The sequence below is a fragment of the Allofournierella sp. CML151 genome (assembly GCF_027853465.1).
Taxonomy (GTDB): domain Bacteria; phylum Bacillota; class Clostridia; order Oscillospirales; family Ruminococcaceae; genus Allofournierella.
In genome coordinates, this window is record NZ_JAPNNW010000004.1 from 46,240 (window position 1) to 68,695 (window position 22,456).

Here is a 22,456-nt window from a genome sequence, read left to right on the forward strand (position 1 = left end):
TGCTTTGCCGGAGCATTTGCAGTTTGTGCATCTGCTTTGGCTTTTCTTGCAAATCAAATTGATAATCTTTCCGCAATCATGTATAATAAAAACAACTCTGAAATTTCATCAAAAAGGAAGGGTGTTCTTTATGCCGGCATTTTCCGTACCTCTGAGCAAAGTAGCGGAACAGCTGAATCTTGAAACGGTCTACGCACCGAAGGAATTGAACGAGATCCCCATCTATACGGCGGATGTTAACCGTCCGGGTATTGTGCTTGCGGGCTATTACCAATACTTCGATGCCAATCGTATTCAGATCTTCGGCATGGTTGAGATGTCTTATCTGCAGGAGCTGCCTGCCGCCACCCGGCGCGCTCATCTGGAGCGTCTGTTTGAGCTTACGCCCCCGGCGGTGCTCATCAGCCGCAGCCTGGAACCCCTGCCGGAAATGATCGATTTTGCCCGGACGTATTCCGTCCCGGTGTTGTCCTCCGCGGAATCCACCTCCACGCTGATGAGTGCATTGATCAGCCTGCTGAATGTGGAGCTGGCTCCCCGTGTTACCCGTCACGGTGTTTTCATTGAGGTATATGGTGAGGGCATCCTGATTCTGGGCGACAGCGGCGTCGGCAAGAGCGAAACTGCAGTCGAGCTGGTAAAGCGTGGCCATCGCCTGATCGCCGATGACGCGGTGGAGTTGCGCCGCACTTCCAGCCGCACCATCGTTGGTACCGCCCCGGAGAATATCCGCCACTTCATCGAGCTGCGCGGCATCGGCATTGTAAACGTAGCCCGTATCTTTGGTATCGGCTCGGTTAAGGTGAGCGAGAAGGTGGATCTGGTGGTGGATCTGGAGCCCTGGGATAAGACCAAGAACTACAGCCGCACCGGCCTGGAAACTGATTTTTACGATATTCTGGGCGTGCAGATTCCCAAAACGGTGATCCCGGTAATGCCCGGCCGTAACCTGGCGGTAATTCTGGAAACGGCCGCCATCAACAACCGTCAGAAGAAGATGGGCTACAACGCCGCCAAAGAGCTGCTGGCCCGCCTTGGTCTGGACGAGGATGTTGGCATCTGACGCAGAAAGGGAGCATATACTTTGTACCAAATTGCAGCGGATCTGCATACACATACGCTGGTATCCAACCATGCATTCAATACCATCACAGAAATGGCCACAAAGGCGGCATCCATGGGCTATAAAGCGATTGCAGTCACCGATCATGGCTGCGCAATGCCGGACTCGCCTCATATCTGGTATTTCAACAATCTTGTTCGTCTGCCGGATGTGCTGGAGGGTATCCCTGTGTTAAAGGGGGTTGAGGCAAATGTGATGGACCTGGACGGCACGCTGGATTTTTCGCAGCAGCAGCTGGCGCAGTTCGACTGGGTGATTGCATCCATTCATGGCGATTGCCTGCCCGGCAAGCTTACCGTGGAACAGGCCACCGAGTTATGGCTCAGGGTGGCAGAAAATCCATACGTGGACATGATCGGCCATTCCGAGCAGGCCAACCACGTGTATGATTACGAGCGGGTCACCCGGGAATTTGCAGCCCGGAACAAGGTGGTTGAACTGAATGGTAATTCCTTTGCGGTGCGCCCGGAAGGAGCCCCAAACATGAAGGCGCTTGCGCTGGCCTGCAAAAAAAGCGGTTGCAAGATCGCGCTGAACAGCGATGCGCACTCCATTTACCATCTGGAGCGAGGCGTTTCGCATCTGTATGGGCTTCTGGAGGAGATTGAGTTTCCTCCAGAGCTGATTGTCAATGGTTCCGGCGAGAATCTTCGCCGCGAACTGGAAATACATAACAAAAAAATCGTGGATCGGATCGGAGAGTTGTTAAGATGAAGAAGTATACGATTGGTGTGGATCTGGGCGGTACTACCATTACCGCCGGTATTGTGGACGAAGAATTCAAGGTGCTGCACAAATGCACTTGCGATACCGATCTGCCTCAGCCCGAGGAAGTGATTGAAGAAAAGATCGCCAACCTGTGCCGTCAGGTCCTGGTGGAGAGCAATCTGACCCTGGACGATCTGCTGTGGGTTGGCATTGGCACCCCGGGCAGCGTAAACAGCAAGACCGGTGTAGTAGACTTTAACGCCAATTTCGGTTATTATGATTGGGAGCTGCGCGATCACATGGAGAAGCGCCTGGGCTGCAAGGTCTACATTGAAAACGATGCAAACGCGGCCGCTTACGGCGAATTCATCGCTGGCGGCGCTCGTGGCGCCAAGTATGCGGTGGTTATCACCCTGGGCACCGGCATCGGCGGCGGTATCATTATCGACGGCAAGATTTTCGCCGGTTTCAACTATGCAGGCGCCGAGCTGGGCCATATGGTGATTCAGAAGGACGGCCGTCCCTGCATGTGCGGCCGTAACGGCTGCTGGGAGAAGTATGCTTCTGCCCGCGCCCTGGCCGAGGATACCAAGGCTGCAATGCTGTCCCATCCCAAGAACATGATGTGGCAGTTGGTGGATGGAGACATCACCAAGGTTGGCGCAAAGACCGCTTTTGACGGCATGGCCGCCGGTGATGAGCTGGCTACCCAGCTGATCAACAAATTCGTAGAGTATGTGGCCTGCGGCCTGACCAATGTGGTCAACATCTTCCAGCCGGAGATCATCTGCATCGGCGGCGGCGTTTCCAAGCAGGGCGAGGTTCTGCTGGCTCCCGTGCGCAAGCTGGTTAACTGGGAAGATTATGCCCGTGACGGCAAGCGCCGCGTAACCATCAAGCCCGCCGAGCTGTTCAACGACGCCGGTGTTGTGGGCGCTGCCTGGCTGGGCAACCAGGAAAAACTTTAATTTTTAGGAGGCCGTTTTATGGCGTGCATGGAGCATTTGAAGCAGAAACTGGAGGAAGCAGCGATCCCTTATTCCTGCGGCGAGCCCCTTGCACGCCATACGAGCTTCCAGATCGGCGGCCCCGCCGCCTTGTTCTGTACCCCTCACACCACCCAGCAGCTGATTCAGGCGCTGGAGCTTTGCCGTGCGGAGAGTGTTCGGACTTATATTCTGGGCAATGGTTCCAACCTTCTGTTCAGCGACGAAGGCTTTGACGGCGTGGTTCTCTGTACCCGGCTGATCCAACCGGAGATCCGGGTGGAAGGAGACCGCATGATTGCCGGGGCAGGCGTATCGCTGAAGCAAGTTTGTGAAGAGGCTGCCCGCCAGGGACTCACCGGCCTGGAGTTTGCTTACGGTATTCCGGGCAGTCTGGGCGGAGCGGTTTATATGAACGCAGGTGCCTATGGCGGTGAAACCCGCGATGTTCTTCTGGAAGTGGAGTTCGTGGACGAAGCCGGTCAGGTGCGCTCATTGCCGGTGGACCAGCTGGAGCTTGGGTACCGCACCAGCGTGTTTGCGCGTACCGGCTGGTGCGTGCTGCGGGCCACTCTGCAGCTGGCCAAAGGCGACCGGGAACAGATCCAGGCCAAAATGGATGACCTGATGAACCGCCGTCGGGAAAAGCAGCCGCTGGAATATCCCAGTGCAGGCAGCGCATTTAAACGGCCGGAAGGTGCATTTGCCGGCAGTCTGATCGAACAGTGCGGCCTGCGCGGATATCGCGTGGGCGATGCTGCAATCAGTGAAAAACACTGTGGTTTCATCGTGAATCTCGGTCATGCCAGCTGTGCGGACGTGTTGGAACTGGCCCGTCAGGTGAGTGACCGGGTGCGTCAGCAAACTGGCTTTGTACTGGAAAAAGAGATCCGTGTAGTGGAATAATTGCGTGCATGACCGGCTGCTGGCAATCGGCAGCCGGTCATGCAGGTTATGATGGATGAACAAAATCAGAAGGAAAAGGAGAGACGCGTCATGGAGCTGCTGGTTGTAACCGGCCTTTCCGGAGCGGGAAAATCCCTTGCGGTAAACGCATTGGAAGACATCGGTTATTTTTGCATCGACAACATTCCGGCCGGGCTGATGCCCCGTCTGTTGGATTTTGCTCTGCAGGGTGAAACAATGCTGGAAAAGGTGGCAGTAGTGGTGGACATCCGTGGCTGCCGTACCAAAAGCGACGTGCAGGAGGCGCTGACCAGTATGGACAGCCGCCAGGTCCCGTATCGCGTGCTGTTTCTGGATGCCTCCGACGATGTGCTTGCCCGCCGTTACAAAGAGACGCGGCGTATCCATCCCCTTTGCGTGCAGGAAGGCGTTTCCATGACCGATGCTATTGAGCAGGAACGGAAAATCCTGCAGCCTTTCTTTGAGCGGGCTGACTTTGTAGTGGATACCTCGCTGTTGTCGGCTGCCCAGAACAAGGAGCGGATCTGCAAGCTGTTTTTGCACCAGAATCAGCAACCGATGGTGCTGACCATCCTTTCCTTTGGCTTCAAATATGGTCTGCCAAAGGAGGCAGATGTGGTGTTCGACGTACGCTGCCTTCCCAATCCTTTCTATATCCCGGAACTGAAGGAAAAAACCGGTCTGGACAGCGATGTGGTGGATTATGTGATGAAGTTTGAGCAGTCTCAGGAACTGCTGCATCGTATTCTGGAGCTTCTGGATTATTCGCTGCCGCTTTACATCAAAGAAGGCAAAAGCCAGCTGACCATTGCGGTAGGCTGCACCGGCGGCAAGCACCGCTCCATCACCTTCGCGCGCAAGATCGCAGAGCATTGCCAGAACCTTGGCTATGGTCCCATTCTCTATCATCGCGATCAGAAACGCGTACTTTAACGAAAGGGCATCGGAAAACGAATGAGCTTTTCACAGGACGTTAAAACCGAGATCACCCAAAAGAAAATCACGCGGCCCTGCTGTCTGCTGGCTGCCAGCTATGGTGCAGCCTGTTTCAGCCGTTATTTCGACAGTCGTGGCGTGGTATTCCAAACGGAGCTGGGAACCGCAGCCCATTATGTAAAACGCATTTTTCATTTGTGTGGCATTGAGGGCAGCGTAACCAGCAAGCCGAGGCCCAACGGCATGGTCTATGAATTCAAGGTGGCCGAGCCGGAACAGGTCCGACTGATGCTGGAAAAGTTCCACTGTGACCCGGAACAGGTCAGCCTGCGTATCGATCCCACACTGTTGCGCTGTCCCCAATGCAGCGCAGCCTTCCTGGCTGCTGCGTTTGTCTGCTGCGGCACTATGACCGACCCCAAAAAGGAGTACAATCTGGAGTTTCTTTCCAACCGGCACAACCTGGCGCGGGACCTGGAGGGGATTCTGGCGGAACATGAATTCCGTCCGCATCGCACTCTGCGAAAGGGCGTAAATGTGGTGTACATCAAAGCCAGCGAGCAGATCGAAGAGCTTCTGGCCTTCATGGGCGCAGGCAATGCCGCCATGGAGATTATGAATCACAAGGTGATCAAGGAGCTGCGCAACAAAACCAACCGCCTGACCAACTGCGAAACCGCTAATATGGACAAAACCGCAACGGCCAACGTCCAGGTGACACGGGCCATCGAATATCTGAAGCAAAATCACATGTTTGACGGTCTGAGTCAGCCTTTGCGGGAAGCGGCAGAGCTGCGGCTGGCCTGGCCGGATCTTTCGCTTTCCCAATTGGCCGAAAAAAGCCCTCAGCCCATCAGCAAATCGGGGCTTAGCCACCGGCTGAAAAAGCTGGAGCGTCTGGCATCCGAACTTCAGCAAAGGAGAACCAATGGCTGATTCCAACAAGCAATTTACCCATCTGCACGTGCATACCGAGTACAGTCTTCTGGACGGTGCCTGCCGGATCGACCGGATTTTTGAGCGGGTCAAGGAATTGGGGCAGACCTCCATCGCCATCACCGACCACGGCGTAATGTACGGCTGTGTGGATTTTTACAAAGCAGCCAAAAAGGCGGGCATCAAGCCTATCATCGGCTGCGAGGTCTATGTGGCCAACCGCTCCCGCTTTGATAAGGTTAACCGAATCGACGGTTCCAATCATCTGGTCCTGCTGTGTAAAAACGAAACCGGCTACAAAAATCTGATTAAGCTGGTTTCTGCCGGGTTTATCGAGGGCTTTTATTCCAAGCCCCGGGTGGACAAGGAACTGCTGGAGCAGCACCACGAAGGATTGATCTGTCTTTCCGCCTGTCTGGCAGGCGAGGTGCCGCAAGCACTTCTGGCCGGCGATTACGAAAAGGCTCGCCAGGTTGCACTGTATTACAACAACCTGTTCGGGCAGGAGAACTACTACATCGAAATCCAGGATCACGGCATCGAGGAGCAGCAGCAGGTCCTGCCGCTGCTGATTCGCCTTGCCCGGGAGACCGGCATTCCGCTGGTGGCGACCAATGACGCGCACTACCTGCGCCGGGAAGACAGTAAGATGCAGAGCATTCTGATCTGCATCCAGACAGGCAAAACCATCCAGGATGACGACAAGCTGGAATTTGAGACCGACGAATTCTACCTGAAAAGCACCGACGAGATGTACGATCTGTTCGCCATTGCGCCGGATGCCTGCGAAAACACCAACCGCATCGCGGAGCAGTGCAATTTCGATTTTGAATTCGGCGTGACCAAGCTGCCTTATTTCGAGGCTCCGGACGGCATGGAGAACCAGGCCTACTTTGAAAAGCTGTGCTACGAGGGTCTTACCCGCCGTTACGGAAATGATCCGGCGCCGGAAATTCGTGAGCGTCTGGATTATGAAATCGACGTCATCCGCCGCATGGGCTACACCAACTACTATCTGATCGTTTTCGATTTTATCAACTATGCAAAGACCCAGGGCATTCCGGTGGGCCCTGGCCGAGGAAGCGGTGCAGGCAGCCTGGCGGCTTATTGTGTGGGCATCACCAACATTGACCCCATTCGATACAACCTGCTGTTCGAACGCTTTTTGAACCCCGAACGCGTGAGCATGCCCGACTTTGATGTGGACTTTTGCTACGAACGCCGGCAGGAAGTGATCGATTATGTGAACAACAAGTACGGCCATGATCATGTGGCTCAGATCATCACTTTTGGAACCATGGCCGCCCGCGCCGCTCTGCGAGACGTTGGTCGTGTGATGGACATGCCTTATGCTGCGGTAGATGCTGTGGCCAAGCTGGTCCCCATGGAGTTGAAAATGACCCTGCACCGGGCCTTGGAGGTATCGCCGGAGCTGAAAGCCCGCTACGATTCCGACGAGCAGGTGAGGGAACTGGTGGACACTGCCATCAAGATTGAAGGTATGCCACGTCATGCCTCCACCCATGCGGCGGGCGTGGTGATTACCCGGGAGGCGGCCAACGAATACGTTCCGCTTGCCTGCAACGACGGCGTCCCCGTAACCCAGTTCACCATGACCACCATCGAGGAGCTGGGCCTTCTGAAGATGGACTTTCTGGGCCTGCGCACCCTCACGGTGATCCGAGATGCAGAGCGAATGATCCAGCGCCGGGTACCGGAGTTCTCGGTGGAGAAGATGCCTTACGATGACCCGGCTACCTATGAGATGCTGGGCCAAAGTGAGACGGAAGGCGTGTTCCAGCTGGAAAGCACCGGCATGAAGCAGGTGCTTTTGGGCCTTCGCCCACAGAACCTGGAAGATATCATCGCCCTGATCTCACTGTATCGCCCGGGTCCCATGGACTCGATTCCCACCTATCTGCGCAACCGCCATGAGCCGGGGAAGATCCACTACAAGGTTCCTCAGCTGGCACACATTCTGGATGTGACCAACGGCTGTATTGTATATCAGGAACAGGTTATGCAGATCTGCCGGGAGCTGGCAGGCTTCTCGCTGGGCCAAGCCGACCTGGTGCGCCGCGCCATGAGCAAGAAAAAGCACGATGTCATGGAACGGGAGCGACAGAACTTCGTTTACGGCAGCAAGGAACCCGGTTCCGAATGTGTAGGCTGCATTGCCAACGGCATTGACGAAAAGACCGCCAACGAAATTTTCGACGATATGTCCAGCTTTGCTTCCTACGCCTTCAACAAATCTCACGCGGCCTGTTATGCCTATGTGGCGTATCAGACGGCCTACCTGAAGTGTCATTATCCCAACGAATTTATGGCCGCGCTGCTCACCAGTGTGCTGGACAATACCGACAAGGTGATCGAGTATTCCGGTGAGTGTCAGCGACTGGGGATCAAGGTACTGCCGCCCAACATCAACGTGAGTGATGGCGGTTTTACTGTGGACGGTGCGAACATTCGCTTCGGTCTGAATGCGGTCAAAAATGTGGGGCGGAATCTGATCGCCGCAGTAGTCCGCGAGCGTCAGGATCAGCCCTTCCGCTCACTGTATGACTTCTGCCGCCGGATGTACGGCTGTGAAATCAACCGCCGGGCGGTGGAAAGCCTCATCAAGAGCGGTGCCTTCGATGGCCTGGGTTCCACCCGCCGGGCCATGCTTCAGTGCATTGAGGGGATTCTGAAGAGCGTGGAAACCGACAGCCGCAAAAACCTGGAGGGGCAGCTTGATCTGTTCAGCCAGAGCGGTGAACAGGAATCGGTAAACGATTATGTGATTCCTGCACTGGAGGAATTCCCCACAGGAGAACTTCTGCAGATGGAAAAAGAGGTGAGCGGTCTGTATCTGAGCGGTCATCCGCTGGACGCTTACCGGGAAATCATCAAAAATATATCCAGCTGCAAGATTAGTGAATTGACAGGGGAAGGCGCAAAAGCTTACGATAATAAAGTAGTCAACATTGTTTGCGCGGTGATCAAAAGCAAATTTATGACGACTCGTTCCAACACCATGATGGCATTTACCAACGTGGAGGATCTGAGCGGCACCATGGAAATTCTGGTGTTTCCGAAGATTCTGCTCAACTGCAGAGATGCGCTGCAGGAAAATGCCGTAGTGGTTATCACCGGCCGCGTTTCTGTAAAAGAAGACGAAGCGGCCAAACTGGTGGCGGAAGCCATCGTTCCCATTGAGCAGTACGAGGCACGCCGTTCGGAAAAACCGGCGGCAGGCAGCACAACTGACAGGAAACCTCAGGCTCCCAAGAAAGGGCTTTATCTGAAGCTTCCCAGCCAGAACTGCGAGCAGTTCCGCAAGGTGACAAACCTGCTCAGCGGCATCTTTGACGGCAGCATGCCGGTCTATATGTATTTTGAAGACCGTAAGCAGCTGACTCTGGCGCCGCGCAGCCTGTGGGCATTGGACCATGAGCTGCTTTATCCGGAATTGCGCCGTATTTTGGGCGACAGGAATGTTGTTACAAAATAGTTGGTCAATTGGGCAAACCTTTTGGCGACAAATTGCGCAGAAAGTTTTGCATTTATGTTGCCAGGATGTTATAATTATACCAATGTCAAATTTCGATTTGATTTAGGAGGGGCATTACTATGTACAAGGAAATTAAAACCATCGGTGTATTGACCAGCGGCGGCGACGCGCCCGGCATGAATGCTGCGGTTCGCGCGGTTGTTCGTACCGCTCTGAGCAAGGGCATCAAGGTTATTGGCATTCAGCGTGGCTACAACGGCCTGCTGAACGGCGAAGTACGCGAGATGGACCTGCGCAGCGTATCCGAGATCATCCACCGGGGCGGTACCGTCCTTTACACTGCCCGCTGCCTTGAGTTCGTAACCGCTGAAGGCCAGAAGAAGGGCGCTGAGAAGTGCAAAGAGCTGGGCATCGATGCGATGGTTGTAATCGGCGGCGACGGTTCCTTCAAGGGTGCTCGCGCTCTGGCCAACCTGGGCATTCCCTGCATCGGCATTCCCGGCACCATCGACAACGACATCGCCTGCAGCGAGTACACCATCGGCTATGACACTGCCATGAACACCGCTGTGGAAATGATCGATAAGCTGCGTGACACCACCCAGAGCCATGACCGCTGCAGTGTGGTTGAGGTTATGGGCCGCAACGCCGGCTACATTGCTCTGAACGTGGGCATCGCTACCGGCGCTCTGGCAATTCTGATTCCCGAGCGTCCCTACGATCTGGATCACGACATCATCTCTCGTATGAACCAGACCCAGAAGACCGGCAAGAAGCACTTCATCGTGATCGTGGCCGAGGGCGTGGGTCATGCTCAGGAGCTGGCCAACGAGATTCAGGCCCGCACCGGCATCGATTCCCGTGCCACCGTTCTGGGCCACGTACAGCGTGGTGGTTCTCCCACCCTGCGTGACCGCGTGACCGCTTCTCAGATGGGTTACCATGCTGTTAACCTGCTGGAGAAGGGCATCTATAACCGCGTGGTTGCTGTTTCTGCCGACAAGATCGTTGACTACGATATCAACGTTGCTCTGTCCATGCACAAGACCATCGACACCATGATGCTGGATGTGGCCAACACCATCTCCATCTGATTTTCCCTGAGCATTTCAAAAGGCATGCTGCAAATTGCAGCATGCCTTTTTTGTTTGAAAAAGCTATCACTGCCTCACAATTTCTTCTTTTTGCGAATATACTGAATCAAAAAACACCAACAATGGAGGAAGAAGCAATGCGCCATATTTCGCACTCTGCCCGGCAGCGTGTTGCCAAACGAAGAAAGAAAAGACTTTGTCTGGCCATTGGTCTGGCACTGGTTTTGTTTGCGCTGCAGCAGATTGATCAGGCCATCCGACCACTCACCAGACAGGTTGTCCAATATCGGTGCCGGGCACAGGCGGTACAAACCATTCAAACTGCCTGCAACTCCATTTTGGAGCAAAACAGCAGTCTTTACGAAGACCTTTACACCGTCCAGCGCGACGACACAGGCCGGGTACAAAGTGTGGCGGTAAACTCTGCCCGGATCAACACTTTGGAGGACGCCCTGGTGGAGCAGGTCAACCAATCTCTGTACCAGCTGCAGCAGCTTCCACTGCACATTCCTCTGGGCACACTGACCGGTATCCAGCTATTCAGCAACCTGGGGCCGAAAATTGCCATACATGTACAGCCGCTTTCTTTGGTAACCAGTCAGGTACAAAGCGATTTTTCTCAGGCCGGTGTGAATCAGACTCGGCTGGAGGTTACAGTCTGCTTTTCGGTACAGATCGGCGCACTTCTGGCAGGCGAAGTGATTCCGGTGGATGCCCAGACAGAAGTGCTTGCCGCTCAGATTCTGATTGTGGGCGAAGTACCGCAGCTTTACGCGCAATCTGTTGGAAGCGCTGAAAAAGCCTAGCCGCCGGATGGACCAATGTGGTATAATTAAAAACCAGAGCAAGGGAAGCTCTCTGGCTTCCCAGTTGGATTTTCAAGAGGTGATTATTTTGACATTGGAACAGGCCCAGCAGCGCGTTCTCGAACTGCGCCGGGTGATCGAATATAACAACCGCCTTTACTACGATCAGGATGCTCCGGAACTGGAGGATTTTGAGTACGACGCGCTGAATCGTGAGCTCAAGGATCTGGAGGCCCAGTTCCCTCAGCTGGTTACGCCCGATTCTCCCACCCAGCATGTGGGTGGTACCCCCTCGGGGAAATTTGCCAAGGTAACCCATACGGTGAAAATGGAAAGCCTTCAGGATGCATTCTCTTATGAGGAACTTCGGGATTTTGACCGGCGGGTTCGTGGCGAGGGCGTAGAGCCCCGTTACGTGGTCGAGGTAAAAATCGACGGACTTTCGGTAAGTCTGGAATACGAGAACGGCGCGTTCGTGCGTGGATCGACCCGTGGTGACGGCGTGGTGGGTGAGGACGTGACTAAGAATCTGGCCACCATCAAGGACATCCCCAAAAAACTGCTGAACGCACCGGAATTTCTGGAGGTGCGTGGTGAAGTCTACATGCCTCATGCTGCCTTTGAACAGCTGGTGGAAGAGCAGGAGCTGAACGACAAACAGCCCTTCAAGAATCCCCGAAATGCAGCGGCCGGTTCCCTGCGCCAGAAGGACAGCAAGATCACCGCAAGCCGGGGACTTTCCATCTTTGTGTTTAACATCCAGCAGATTCGAGGTAAGGAGCTGCACAGTCACCAGGAAAGTCTGGATTACGTGAAACAGCTGGGCTTCGTAGTGTCGCCCCGATATCGCAGCTTTGATAACATCGAAGATGCGATTACCGAGATCGAGGCCATCGGCCAGATGCGGGGCACACTTCCGTTTGACATCGACGGCGCGGTGATCAAGGTGGATGACTTCGCACAGCGGGCCATGCTGGGCAGCACCAACAAATTTCCCCGCTGGGCTATCGCGTTCAAATATCCTCCAGAGGAGAAAGAGACCGAGCTGCAGCAGATCGATATTACTGTGGGCCGCACCGGTGTGCTCACGCCCACCGCGGTGTTCGCGCCGGTCCAGCTGGCCGGTACCACGGTTTCCCGAGCAATTTTGCACAACGAGGATTTCATCCGGCAGCTGGATGTACGCATTGGTGACCGTATCCTGGTGCGTAAGGCAGGCGACATCATCCCGGAAGTGGTGGCGGTCACCCAGCATAAGGAAGGCTCCGAGCCCTATCAGATGCCTCAGGTGTGCCCCTCCTGCGGAGCACCCGCCGTGCATCTGGAAGGGGAGGCGGCTCTGCGCTGTGTGAATCCGGAATGCCCGGCTCAGGCGCTGCGCAACATCATCCACTTCGCCAGCCGGAATGCCATGGATATCGACGGTCTGGGCAAGGTAGTAGCTGCCCAGCTGGTCAGCAAGGGCTATGTACACTCGGCAGCGGATCTTTATGATCTGACCGAGGATCAGCTGATGACGCTGGAGAAATTCAAGGAGAAGAGCGCCCGCAATCTGCTGAACGCCATTGAGGCCTCCAAGGGCAACAACCTGGACAAGCTGCTGTTTGGTCTGGGCATCCGAAACATCGGTGAAAAGGCTGCAGCCCTGATTGCAGAACACTTCCGCTCCATGCAGGCAGTGCGGGAGGCCGGGGAAGAGCAGCTCAGTGAGATTGACGGCTTCGGCGCGGTTATGGCCCAGAGTGTGGTTGCCTTCTTTGCCAAGGAGGGTACTGATGACCTGATCCACCGCCTGGCTGACGCTGGCGTGAATATGGAGTGGCACGGCGAGGAAAAAACCGATAAGCTGGCCGGTAAGACCATCGTGGTCACCGGTACGCTCCCCACCCTTTCCCGGTCAGAGGCAGAAGCTCTGATTACGAAGAACGGCGGAAAAGCAAGTGGCTCGGTCTCGAAAAAAACTGCATATGTACTGGCTGGCGAAGCCGCCGGTTCCAAGCTCACCAAAGCCCAGCAGCTGGGCGTACCGGTGATTGATGAAGAAACCTTCCTTCAGATGATCCAATAACTTCTTATCCCCCTGGCAAAATGCCAGGGGGATTTTTTGTTCTAGCGCGGCCGATGCGCTCATATGCTTGTAGCACAAAGGAGCGTGAAACAAAAATGGACGAGTATTACAGCGCCATCCAAAGGCTGCCTGCCCTGGTACGGGATGCCCTTGCACAGCTGCCTCCGGTTTTTGCTGCCCAGGTACACGAAATTCGGCTGCGCAGTGAGCGCCCCATCGTTTTCTCCACCTCGAACGGGCCGGTGCTTGCACCGAATCTTTTGCCCAAATGTGCCGATGCTCTGCAGCTGAGTGCCCGGGGGCTCCAGGAATGCTTCTATTCATTGTGTGAAAAATCGGTGCACAGCTATGAAAACCAGCTTTCCCAGGGCTTTTTTACCATTCCCGGCGGGCACCGGGTTGGTGTGGCCGGAGTCTGCCATACTGCGGAAAACGGCCGGAACAGCTTTCAAATCATTACCTCTTTGAACCTTCGTGTAGCGCGGATGCTGTTCGTTCCGCTGCCTCCGCTGTTGCAGAACAGCCTTGTGGATTCCTATCGCGGAATCATTCTGGCGGGCGCTCCCGGCAGCGGAAAGACCACACTGCTGCGCAGCATCATCAAAACTGCCAGCGATCAGGGCAAAAAGGTCACCGTAGTGGACGAGCGTCAGGAGCTCTGGCCCTGCGATTCCCGGGGAAACACGCACCAGATCCCACTGAATTGCGACGTTTTGTCCAACTGCTCTAAGGCAATCGGGATCGAAATGGCTGTGCGCTGCCTGGGGCCGCAAATTATTGCCTGTGATGAACTGGGGTCCCACGAAGAATTTCGCCAAGCAGAGCGGGGTATACAGTCCGGTGTCGGTTTTATCTGTTCGGTCCACGCTGTCAGCATGGATGAGCTGGAGGCCCGTCTGGAACGAAGCCGTGCCAAGTTGCGTGCCGTCTTTTCTCTCTGCGCCTTTCTGGAAGGGCCACAAAAGCCTGGCTGCATTCGTGAAGTGGTGCCGCTATGATCTGGATCATCAAGCTCATCGGAGCCGTACTGGTAGGAGCCGCAGGCTTTTTATTCGGCGCGGAGCAGGCCGCTGTCCTGCGCAGACGTACCACCTTCTGGTCGGAGCTTGCCTGCATGCTGACGCAGATTCAGGATGCCGTACACTACCGGGCACCGACGACATCCTGTTTGCTGGAAGAACTGCAGGCAGGGAACTATCCCCATCTGATGCTGAGTGAATGTTCCTCTTTGGAGGCGTACCAGTTCCCGGCATATATTTCTTCGGGGGATGCAACGCCGTTTCGCCCGTTGTTCGAGCAAATCGGTCAGGTAAGCGCACAGGAGTTGTGCGGCCAGATGCCCTATTACATCGAGCTGGCCCGGCAAAACAGCGCCCGCCAGGAAAAGGAATACCGAGCAGCTGCGCGGCTTTATCCACAGGCCGGAGTTTGTGCCGGACTGATGGCCGCGCTGCTGCTCTTATGAAGGAAGGGTAGAAAGATGGACATTGACCTGGTATTCAAAATTGCCGCCATCGGCATTATTGTTGCGGTTCTGAACCAGCTTCTGATCCGTTCCGGCCGGGAGGATCAGGCTATGATGACCACCCTGGCGGGGTTGATCGTCGTGCTGTCCATGCTGGTGCAGCAGATAAGCGATCTGTTCGTGAACATAAAATCACTGTTCAATCTATGATGATGGAATATGGAAATTTTTCGAATTGCTGCCTTTGTGCTGGTAGCTGCTGTACTGATCGGCCTCATACGCGAGCATCTGCCCTCCTATGGCATCCTTTGCCTTTTGGGCTGTTCCGTAGTGCTGTTGCTGTATCTGCTTCAGCTGGCTGCTCCGTTAATCGAGCAGCTGAGCGCCTATGCCGATTATGGGGAGCAGACCGGCTTTTCCACGGTAATAAAAGCCGCCGGAATCGCGCTGGCCTCCCAGACAACACAGGATCTTTGTCGGGATGCCGGGCTCAGCAGCCTTGCGGGCAAGGTGGAGTTTGCAGGCCGTTGCCTGATTCTGACGTGCGCACTGCCTCTGTTTCAAATCGCGGCCGAGTCTCTGGCTGCTTTTTTGCAGTGAAACAGCTGCTGGCCATTTTATTGCTGCTGGCTGTTCTGCCCGGAGCAGTATTGGCTCAGGAGTTGCCGGAATCCGCGCAGGAGATTCTGGACTCCCCGCCAATCACTGCTGAAGAATTCCAAGCGGCCTCCGCACCACAGCTTCTGGGGCAGCTGCTAGATACTGTAAAAGAGCAGTTTGAGCAGCCATTTCGTCTTTTGGCATCCGTGTCTGTCACCGTGCTGATCGCTGCCGCTGCGCTTAGCCTTCTGCCTGGCAGCGACTGGCGTGCGCCACTGGAGACCGTCTGTCTTCTGGGCATCAGCACCGCGGCGCTGCAGCCAATGATGCCGCTGCTGGAACAGCTGACCGGGCGGATACAGGAATGTCAGACTTATCTGCTTAGCTTTGTCCCTGTTTTTTCCGGCGTTATGATCAGCTGCGGACAGCCCACCCAAGCTGCTGTTTACAGCGGGATGTTCTTGACCATGGCCGCTTTTTGCGCTCAGATGATCAGTACGGTAGCACTTCCGCTGGTACGTGCCTTTCTGGCTCTGACCGTCGCGGGCGGGCTGTGTGATCTGGGCGGCCTTTCCGACGGCTGCGCTATCCTGCACCGAATCGTAAAATGGATTCTGGGCTTTTTGTCCATTCTATTTGGTGGTGTTCTGGGACTGCAGAGCGTGCTGGCCCAGAACACCGATACCCTTGCCATGAAAACCGGTCAGTTTTTACTCAGCAGCGGTATTCCCGTGATTGGCAGCCTTGCTTCTGATGCAATGGGCAGTGTTCTCAGCGGGCTTCGGGTTTTGAAAGGCACCTTGGGATTTGCTGCCATCGCAGTTCTGACCGTTACCTTTTTGCCCCTGCTGATCCGCTGCTTTTGTTTTTACCTGGCCTATCTTTTGAGCGCTGCACTGGCAAAGTCATTTGGCCTCAACCGTGCAGGCCGTGTGCTGGAGGGAATGGGGCAGGCAACCGGCTTATGCATCTCGTTTCTGGTGTTCTTTTTCATGCTCACGGTTCTTTCCACTGCGCTGATGATCCTGCTGGGAGGAGGTGGCTGATGTGAATGAATGGGCGTACACTCTTTGCATGGCATGTGTTCTGGCCGGCGGGCTCGAACTCCTGATGCCCCGCAAAGAATACGAAAAGAGCATAAAAGTGGTTGTGGCACTGTATATTTTAGTAACGGTCCTGCAACCCGTACGGGTGGCATTTTCCGGCTGGGATTCGCTTTGGCCGTCGGAGCAGACAGACACCGTGGATTTTTCCGGCTATCGTGCCGGGCTTGAGCAGCAGGCTCTGGAAAAGCAGCTGGAACAAGCACTCGCCGCCCAGGGGATCGATGGTCAGATTCAGGTGGAAACTGGCCCGCCTCTGACCGTAACCGCACGTGGCTGCACCGAACCGGAACGTGCTGAAACGGCTCTGCGGCAGGTATTGGGCGAGGGAGAGGAGATTGAGATCAAGGCGGAGGGACCAAGCAATGGGACGTGATTTTTTCAAGGAACTTTTCAAAACAAAGAACTGGAACCGCAGCAGCCTTCTTGTTTTTGCCGGTGCATTGGGATTGTTTCTTCTGCTGGCCGGGAATGCATTTTCACCCGGAAGGAGCAGTCGCGAAACCGTTGAACCGCAGATCACCGCAAGTGAGACGATGTATGCACAGGAATATGCTTCCAATCTGGAGCAAACACTTACAGGGGTCATTGAGAGTATTCAGGGAGCAGGGCAGGTAAAGGTGGCTGTAACGCTTGAAGCGGGCCCGCAAACCGTCTACGCTCTGGACGAAACGGACCGGGGTGAAAACGGCAGCGAAGTCCAGCACATCCTGCTGGAGGAGGCTTCCGGGCAAAGCGCCCTGGTGGAGATGGTCTGGGAACCGGAAATCCGCGGGATCGCCGTGGTATGTCAGGGCGCGGCCGATGTCCAGGTGCAGGCACAGATCACCGAAGCAGTTTCGGTGCTTACCGGTGTATCGAGCAACCGGATCAGCATTGCAAAAATGAATGAATCGGAGGGAACATAATGCAAGTAAAAAAGATCAACCAGAAAATGACGCTTCTCACCCTGGTGGTGGCACTGGGTGTAGCTGTGTACCTGAACTGGGAATATGCCAAAAGTACCGATCTGGTGATGGGTGATACAGTTCAGGCCAACGCGGCAGCCAGCACTGGCATCATCACCGATGAACTTGCCGTGGAGACTGCCGCCTCCACCCAGGAAACCGCCGACAAAAACTATGGCGAAGCCCAGCTGGTCAGCGTAGGTGACCCCAGCGGGAGCGATTTTTTTGAACAGGCCCGCCTCTCTCGCACCAAAACCCGCGACGAAGCTCTGGATACCCTGCAGAAAAGCCTGAAAAACAGCGCACTTACCCAGGAGGAAAAAGATGCACTCACACAGGAGCTCACCGCCACAATCGAGAGCATTACCAAGGAAAGTGATCTGGAAAGTCGAATCAAAGCCAAAGGTTTTGTGGACTGTGTGGCTTTTATTGATGGGGATAAGGTCAACATTACCGTTATGACCACCAGCGACGGCCTGACTCAGGCCGAGGTGGCACAAATTCGGGACATCGTACTGAGTGAGTGCTCGGTGAGTGCACAGAATATTACCGTGGTAGAAATAAAATGACCTTGTAGATTATGCAAAAAGATGGTATAATATCTTCAATTCAGATGCCATGAAAATAATTACCTTTGGGAGGACCGGGTATGGAAGTTTCAAATTCCAATGTTGTAAACGGCAGCTTGCAGATCTCCACCGATGTGATTGGTAAGATTGCAAAGCTTGCAGCCACCGAAATCGACGGCGTGGTGGATGTTTGTGCCGGTTCCGCTGGGATGCGCAGCTTTTTGGGCAAGGTAAACCTGCAAAAGCCTGTTTCGGTGGAGCTGCTGGAGAATGTGGCCGAGATCACTGTCAGCCTGACGGTGCGCTACGGCAGTCAGATCCCGGCGGTCTGCGAAAAAGTGCAGGAGAACGTGAAGTCCGCTGTGCAGAACATGACCAGCATCACGGTCGCCCGGGTAAACATTGTGGTAGTCGGCGTCCTGCAGGAGCCGGAGCTGCCTGCTGAAGAAGAATAACCAATCGGCCCTCCCGCGGTTCGCAGGGGGGCTTTGGCTGTGAGAGGATACTTTGTTTTATGGAAAAACTGACACGCAGAACCGCACGTGAGAACGCTTTCCTGGCCGCTTTCGCATCCACCTTCGACAACGCTATGCCGGAGGATGTGATCGCCCTGAACAACGAACTGGGTGAGAACCGGGTGGATGAGTTTGGCCGTAAGCTGATCGACGATTACTACGAGCACAGTGCCGAGATCAACGATATGATCCGCGATCATCTGAAGGGCTGGACCATTGACCGCATTCCCCGGGTAAGCCTCACTGTGCTGCGTCTGGCTTTGAGCGAGATCCTGTATGGCGACGAAAAGCTGCCCAGCGTTACCATCAATGAGGCAGTGGAACTGACCAAGAAATTCGGCGGAAACGAGGACTACCAGTTTGTGAATGGCCTGCTTGGCTCTGTGGTGCGCGAACTGGGTCTGGCGGATCAGGACTCCGCTTCGGAATAATGCTCACACTGGGCATCGATACCAGCAACTATGCAACCTCTTTGGCCGTGTATGACTCTTGTGCCAAAGAGGTTGTTTGCGATAAAAAGCAATTTTTGCCCGTCAAACAGGGCCAGCTGGGCCTGCGCCAGAGCGACGCGCTGTTTCACCACACAGCGGCTCTGCCGGAGCTCTTAAACCAGCTCGGTCAGCAGGTGGATTTGCGCCAGATTCAGGCAATTGGTGTTTCCACCCGCCCGCGGCCGGTGGATGGCTCCTACATGCCCTGCTTCCTTGCGGGCAAAAGTGCAGCGGTGGCCTTTGCTGCCGCTCGTGGTCTTCCGCTGATTGAAACGACCCATCAACAGGGGCACATCGCCGCGGCCCTGTTTGCCACCGGCGAGCCGGATTTGTTCGAGCGCCCCAGCCTGGTATTCCATGTTTCCGGAGGAACCACCGATCTGCTGCTCTGCAACGGCTATGGTGCGATTCAATGCATCGGCACCAGCAGTGACCTTTATGCCGGACAGGCAGTGGACCGGGTCGGGGTAAAACTGGGCTTTGACTTTCCGGCCGGCGTCATGGTCAGCGAGCTTGCCGCACGCTGCACCGAGACCGTTCGCCCCAAGGTAAGCGTAAAGGGGACAAGCTGCAGTCTGTCCGGCCTGGAAAACCAGTGCAACCGGCTTTTGGAGCAAGGGAAAAGCCCGGAATACGTTTGCCGCTATTGCTTGAACTGTGTAGCGGAAACCGCACTGCGCATGGTAAAGGCAGCGCTTGAGGAGCATCCTGGGTTGCCGGTGGTTTTTGCCGGTGGTGTGATGAGCAGCCAGATCATTCGGGAATATGTAACCCGGCGGCTGCCTGGCGCGCATTTTGTGCCCGGCAAATTTTCCAGCGACAACGCCATTGGTGTGGCGTGTATCGCTGCACGGGAGGCAGACCATGGCTGAGATGATCACCGTTTCCGGGTTGAACCGTTATGTTCGGTCGCTGCTGGACAGCGACCGTTTTTTGTCTGGAATCGCTATCAAAGGTGAGATTGCCAACTTTGTGCATCACTATAAGAGCGGACATTTTTATTTTTCTCTGCGGGATGATGCCGCCAGCGTGAAGGCGGTTATGTTCCGGCAGGACGCCCGGCGGCTCGCCTTCACACCTCAAGAAGGAATGCGAGTTATTGTGCGCTGCCGAGTCAGCCTTTACGAGACGACCGGTGCGTTCCAAATCTATGTGCAGGATATGTTCCCGGACGGCATCGGCGCTGCCCAAATGGCCTTTGAACAGCTGAAAGCCCGACTGGAGCAGGAAGGCCTGTTTCGCCCGGAAGCAAAGCAGCCCATTCCTGCCTGTCCCCGATGTATCGGCGTGGTAACCAGTGAGACCGGCGCAGCTCTGCAGGACATCCGTAATGTGCTCAGCCGCCGCTGGCCACTGGTGAAGTTGCTGCTTGCTCCCGTCAATGTGCAGGGGGACCAGGCGGCTGCCCAGATTGCCCGCGGCATCCAGGTTCTGGATCATTCCGGAAAGGCGGATGTCATCATTGTGGCTCGGGGCGGCGGCAGCAGGGAGGATCTGTGGGTCTTTAATGACGAGGGCATTGCCCGTGCAGCCTACAGTTGCAAAACCCCGCTGATTTCCGCCGTTGGCCACGAGATCGACTTCACTATCCTGGACTTCGTCGCAGATCTTCGAGCCCCCACTCCTTCAGCAGCGGCAGAGCTTGCCACCCCGGATCGGCGGGAAATTCTGGGAAAGCTCATGAATATTTCGGATAATATTCACAAAAATATTCAGTCAAGGCTCGAAATGTGTTATAATAGGTTTGATCCACTGGTCGAAAAGTGGGAGACTTTGACTCCTGCCTCGCTTTGCGCTGCTCGTGCCGATAGACTGAACGAGCAGACTCAGGCGTTGCAGTCAAGCATCAAACGGATTTACCAGGATCGCCTGCAGGTTATGCATCACGCAATGCAGCTTGCACACTCGCTCAGCCCCTATACGGTTTTGGAGCGCGGTTATGCCATCCCAAAAACTGTAAAGGGAAAAAGCATTACACTCGAGCAAGTGACTCCTGGCGACCGAATTCTGCTGGTTGGCAGCAAAGTATCCGTCGACTGCCTTGTGGAACAAGTGCATGAAATTGAGGTACCGCAGAATGAGAAAACCGAAGAGCTTTGAAGAGGGAAGTGCAGCCCTGCAGCAGGTGCTGGATCAGCTTTCTGACCCGGCAACGCCGCTGGATAAAGCAATTAAGCTTTACAGTGATGCAGCCGGACTGATCGCGTATTGCAATGAAACTCTGGAGCATGCCAGACTGGAAATGGAGCGCATTGACCTTTCGCTCCCGCATTCTTCCAGCACTGAGCCTGCCGGAGAGGAGGATATCCTTGCATGATGACCTATGAGCAACAATACGACGTGTATCTGAATGAAATCCAGGCTGCCCTTCAGGCTGCTTGCGATACATACCTGCCGGAGGAGTCCCGGGTATGTCAGGCCGCACGCTACAGCCTTCTTGCCGGTGGCAAGCGGATTCGTGCAGTGCTGACCATGGCCTGTTGCGATATGCTGGGCGGGGATTGGCGTGCCGCCGCGCATTTCGCCGCGGCGGTTGAGATGCTGCACTGCTTCTCGCTGATCCACGACGATTTGCCCTGTATGGACAACGATGACTTCCGCCGTGGCAAGCCCTCCTGCCATAAGGCCTTTGATGAAGCAACCGCCCTTCTTGCGGGAGACGTACTTCTCACGGAAGCGTTTGAAGTGATTGCTAACGCCCCCTTGCCGGAACATGCCCGCATTGAAGCTGCCCGCCTGCTGGCTGTAGGCGGCGGTAGCCGGGGAATGATCTGGGGCCAGGAGCTGGATGTAACCTTTGAGGGCAAGCCTCTGAACGAGGAGCTTTTGCGCAAAATCCATCGGAATAAAACCGGCGCACTGATCAATGCCGCCGTTCAGATGGGCGTATGTGCCGCAGACGGAACCGCGGAGGATGCAGCAGCGCTGGAACGGTATGCGTTTGACCTGGGGCTTGTTTTTCAGATTGTGGATGATGTGCTGGATGTGATTTCCACGCCGGAAGAGCTGGGCAAGCCCATCGGGAGCGATCAGGAAAACGGTAAGGTTACTTTTGCAACGATTTATGGCCCGCAGGGTGCACTGGAACTGGCGCAGCAGATCAACGACGAAAGCTGCCGCGCGTTGGAGCAGGCATATGGTGCTCGTGCACAGTTTCTGATCCGCCTCGCCGGGCAGCTGGTTACCCGGCGTAAATGATAAAACGGGGAGGATGCAATGGACTGGATCAAGGAAATATATTGTTGGAACTACCTGCTGTCGGTCTCGCTCACAGCCTGGCTGATTGCTCAGGTATTGAAAACCATCATCAATTTCATTTTAATGGGAAAATTCCGAGTCGAGCGCATGTGGGGTTCCGGTGGAATGCCCAGCGCACACTCCGCTACGGTATGTGCGTTGGTAATTGCCGCCGGGCGTTCCCAGGGTACGCATTCCGAGGTCTTCGCTCTTGCGGCAGTTATGGCTGTAATCGTAATGTACGATGCCATGGGCGTACGCCGGGAAACTGGCGAGCAGGCCAAAATTTTAAATCAGTTGCTGTCTGACTGGCTGGATGAGGAAGCCAAACGCACCCCCATCCTTGGCGACAAAAAACTGAAGGAAATGGTCGGCCATACTCCCTTTGAAGTTTTCGGCGGCGCCGCGGTAGGCATCGCCACCGGCTTGCTGATCCCAATGATGTGATT

At 55.2% G+C, this 22,456-nt stretch carries 25 protein-coding genes; all 25 read left to right on the forward strand.

Annotation, left to right across the window (positions count from 1 at the left end):
• Nucleotides 1-130: 130 nt before the first annotated feature.
• The 25 genes from hprK to PH256_RS04335 all read left to right on the forward strand — a co-directional run bounded on the left by hprK (nt 131) and on the right by PH256_RS04335 (nt 22,454).
• Nucleotides 131-1,063, forward strand: coding sequence for an HPr(Ser) kinase/phosphatase (hprK, locus tag PH256_RS04215; RefSeq protein WP_087184365.1), 933 nt, complete (start codon nt 131-133; stop codon nt 1,061-1,063).
• A 21-nt stretch (nt 1,064-1,084) separates the two neighbouring features.
• Complete coding sequence (locus PH256_RS04220) at nt 1,085-1,837, forward strand: phosphatase (protein ID WP_270913121.1); 753 nt, start codon at nt 1,085-1,087, stop codon at nt 1,835-1,837.
• Nucleotides 1,834-2,799 carry an ROK family protein gene (locus PH256_RS04225; RefSeq protein WP_087184363.1) on the forward strand — a complete coding sequence of 322 codons (966 nt, stop codon included), beginning with the start codon at nt 1,834-1,836 and terminating at the stop codon, nt 2,797-2,799. Before PH256_RS04220 ends, PH256_RS04225 begins: the two co-directional genes overlap by 4 nt.
• Before the next feature lie 18 nt (nt 2,800-2,817).
• Nucleotides 2,818-3,723, forward strand: a complete 906-nt coding sequence (gene murB / locus PH256_RS04230; RefSeq protein ID WP_333766266.1) for a UDP-N-acetylmuramate dehydrogenase — start codon at nt 2,818-2,820, stop codon at nt 3,721-3,723.
• Nucleotides 3,724-3,813: 90 nt separating this feature from the next.
• On the forward strand, nt 3,814-4,677 hold the full coding sequence (gene rapZ, locus PH256_RS04235) for an RNase adapter RapZ (protein WP_087184362.1): 864 nt from the start codon (nt 3,814-3,816) through the stop codon (nt 4,675-4,677).
• 21 nt (nt 4,678-4,698) lie between these two features.
• On the forward strand, nt 4,699-5,616 hold the full coding sequence (gene whiA / locus PH256_RS04240) for a DNA-binding protein WhiA (protein WP_270913122.1): 918 nt from the start codon (nt 4,699-4,701) through the stop codon (nt 5,614-5,616).
• Nucleotides 5,609-9,112, forward strand: coding sequence for a DNA polymerase III subunit alpha (locus tag PH256_RS04245; RefSeq protein WP_270913123.1), 3,504 nt, complete (start codon nt 5,609-5,611; stop codon nt 9,110-9,112). The genes whiA and PH256_RS04245 overlap by 8 nt, the downstream gene beginning before the upstream one ends.
• Before the next feature lie 119 nt (nt 9,113-9,231).
• Nucleotides 9,232-10,206: a 6-phosphofructokinase gene (gene pfkA, locus PH256_RS04250; RefSeq protein ID WP_270913124.1), complete on the forward strand. Its 975-nt coding sequence runs from the start codon at nt 9,232-9,234 to the stop codon at nt 10,204-10,206.
• Between the two features lie 41 nt (nt 10,207-10,247).
• Nucleotides 10,248-11,012 (forward strand): sporulation protein YunB, encoded by a 765-nt coding sequence (gene yunB / locus PH256_RS04255; RefSeq protein WP_270913125.1) that lies wholly within the window; start codon nt 10,248-10,250, stop codon nt 11,010-11,012.
• A gap of 88 nt (nt 11,013-11,100) precedes the next feature.
• Nucleotides 11,101-13,080: an NAD-dependent DNA ligase LigA gene (gene ligA, locus PH256_RS04260; RefSeq protein WP_270913126.1), complete on the forward strand. Its 1,980-nt coding sequence runs from the start codon at nt 11,101-11,103 to the stop codon at nt 13,078-13,080.
• A 95-nt stretch (nt 13,081-13,175) separates the two neighbouring features.
• The gene (locus PH256_RS04265; protein ID WP_270913127.1) at nt 13,176-14,078 is read left to right on the forward strand and encodes a GTP-binding protein; all 903 of its coding nucleotides are present in this window, start codon (nt 13,176-13,178) and stop codon (nt 14,076-14,078) included.
• A complete protein-coding gene (locus tag PH256_RS04270) occupies nt 14,075-14,545 on the forward strand; it encodes a hypothetical protein (protein ID WP_087184032.1) in 471 nt (156 codons plus the stop codon). The genes PH256_RS04265 and PH256_RS04270 overlap by 4 nt, the downstream gene beginning before the upstream one ends.
• Before the next feature lie 15 nt (nt 14,546-14,560).
• Nucleotides 14,561-14,755 carry a stage III sporulation protein AC gene (gene spoIIIAC / locus PH256_RS04275; protein WP_058962995.1) on the forward strand — a complete coding sequence of 65 codons (195 nt, stop codon included), beginning with the start codon at nt 14,561-14,563 and terminating at the stop codon, nt 14,753-14,755.
• Between the two features lie 9 nt (nt 14,756-14,764).
• Nucleotides 14,765-15,145, forward strand: a complete 381-nt coding sequence (locus tag PH256_RS04280; protein WP_270913129.1) for a SpoIIIAC/SpoIIIAD family protein — start codon at nt 14,765-14,767, stop codon at nt 15,143-15,145.
• On the forward strand, nt 15,142-16,191 hold the full coding sequence (locus tag PH256_RS04285) for a stage III sporulation protein AE (RefSeq protein WP_270913130.1): 1,050 nt from the start codon (nt 15,142-15,144) through the stop codon (nt 16,189-16,191). The genes PH256_RS04280 and PH256_RS04285 overlap by 4 nt, the downstream gene beginning before the upstream one ends.
• A 1-nt stretch (nt 16,192) precedes the next feature.
• Nucleotides 16,193-16,624, forward strand: coding sequence for a stage III sporulation protein AF (locus PH256_RS04290; RefSeq protein ID WP_087184029.1), 432 nt, complete (start codon nt 16,193-16,195; stop codon nt 16,622-16,624).
• Nucleotides 16,614-17,156, forward strand: a complete 543-nt coding sequence (locus tag PH256_RS04295; protein WP_270913131.1) for a hypothetical protein — start codon at nt 16,614-16,616, stop codon at nt 17,154-17,156. The genes PH256_RS04290 and PH256_RS04295 overlap by 11 nt, the downstream gene beginning before the upstream one ends.
• A gap of 26 nt (nt 17,157-17,182) precedes the next feature.
• Entirely contained in the window at nt 17,183-17,764 is a 582-nt protein-coding gene (locus PH256_RS04300) for a SpoIIIAH-like family protein (protein ID WP_270913132.1), read from the forward strand.
• A gap of 80 nt (nt 17,765-17,844) precedes the next feature.
• Nucleotides 17,845-18,219 carry an Asp23/Gls24 family envelope stress response protein gene (locus tag PH256_RS04305; protein ID WP_058962989.1) on the forward strand — a complete coding sequence of 125 codons (375 nt, stop codon included), beginning with the start codon at nt 17,845-17,847 and terminating at the stop codon, nt 18,217-18,219.
• Nucleotides 18,220-18,278: 59 nt separating this feature from the next.
• Complete coding sequence (gene nusB / locus PH256_RS04310; RefSeq protein WP_270913133.1) at nt 18,279-18,710, forward strand: transcription antitermination factor NusB; 432 nt, start codon at nt 18,279-18,281, stop codon at nt 18,708-18,710.
• Between the two features lie 95 nt (nt 18,711-18,805).
• Nucleotides 18,806-19,642, forward strand: a complete 837-nt coding sequence (locus tag PH256_RS04315; RefSeq protein ID WP_333766268.1) for a glycoprotease — start codon at nt 18,806-18,808, stop codon at nt 19,640-19,642.
• On the forward strand, nt 19,635-20,870 hold the full coding sequence (gene xseA, locus PH256_RS04320) for an exodeoxyribonuclease VII large subunit (protein ID WP_270913135.1): 1,236 nt from the start codon (nt 19,635-19,637) through the stop codon (nt 20,868-20,870). Before PH256_RS04315 ends, xseA begins: the two co-directional genes overlap by 8 nt.
• Complete coding sequence (gene xseB, locus PH256_RS04325; RefSeq protein ID WP_087184023.1) at nt 20,848-21,087, forward strand: exodeoxyribonuclease VII small subunit; 240 nt, start codon at nt 20,848-20,850, stop codon at nt 21,085-21,087. Before xseA ends, xseB begins: the two co-directional genes overlap by 23 nt.
• Nucleotides 21,084-21,968, forward strand: coding sequence for a polyprenyl synthetase family protein (locus PH256_RS04330; RefSeq protein WP_270913137.1), 885 nt, complete (start codon nt 21,084-21,086; stop codon nt 21,966-21,968). Before xseB ends, PH256_RS04330 begins: the two co-directional genes overlap by 4 nt.
• 18 nt (nt 21,969-21,986) lie before the next feature.
• Nucleotides 21,987-22,454 (forward strand): divergent PAP2 family protein, encoded by a 468-nt coding sequence (locus PH256_RS04335; protein WP_087184022.1) that lies wholly within the window; start codon nt 21,987-21,989, stop codon nt 22,452-22,454.
• The last annotated feature ends 2 nt before the right edge of the window (nt 22,455-22,456 follow it).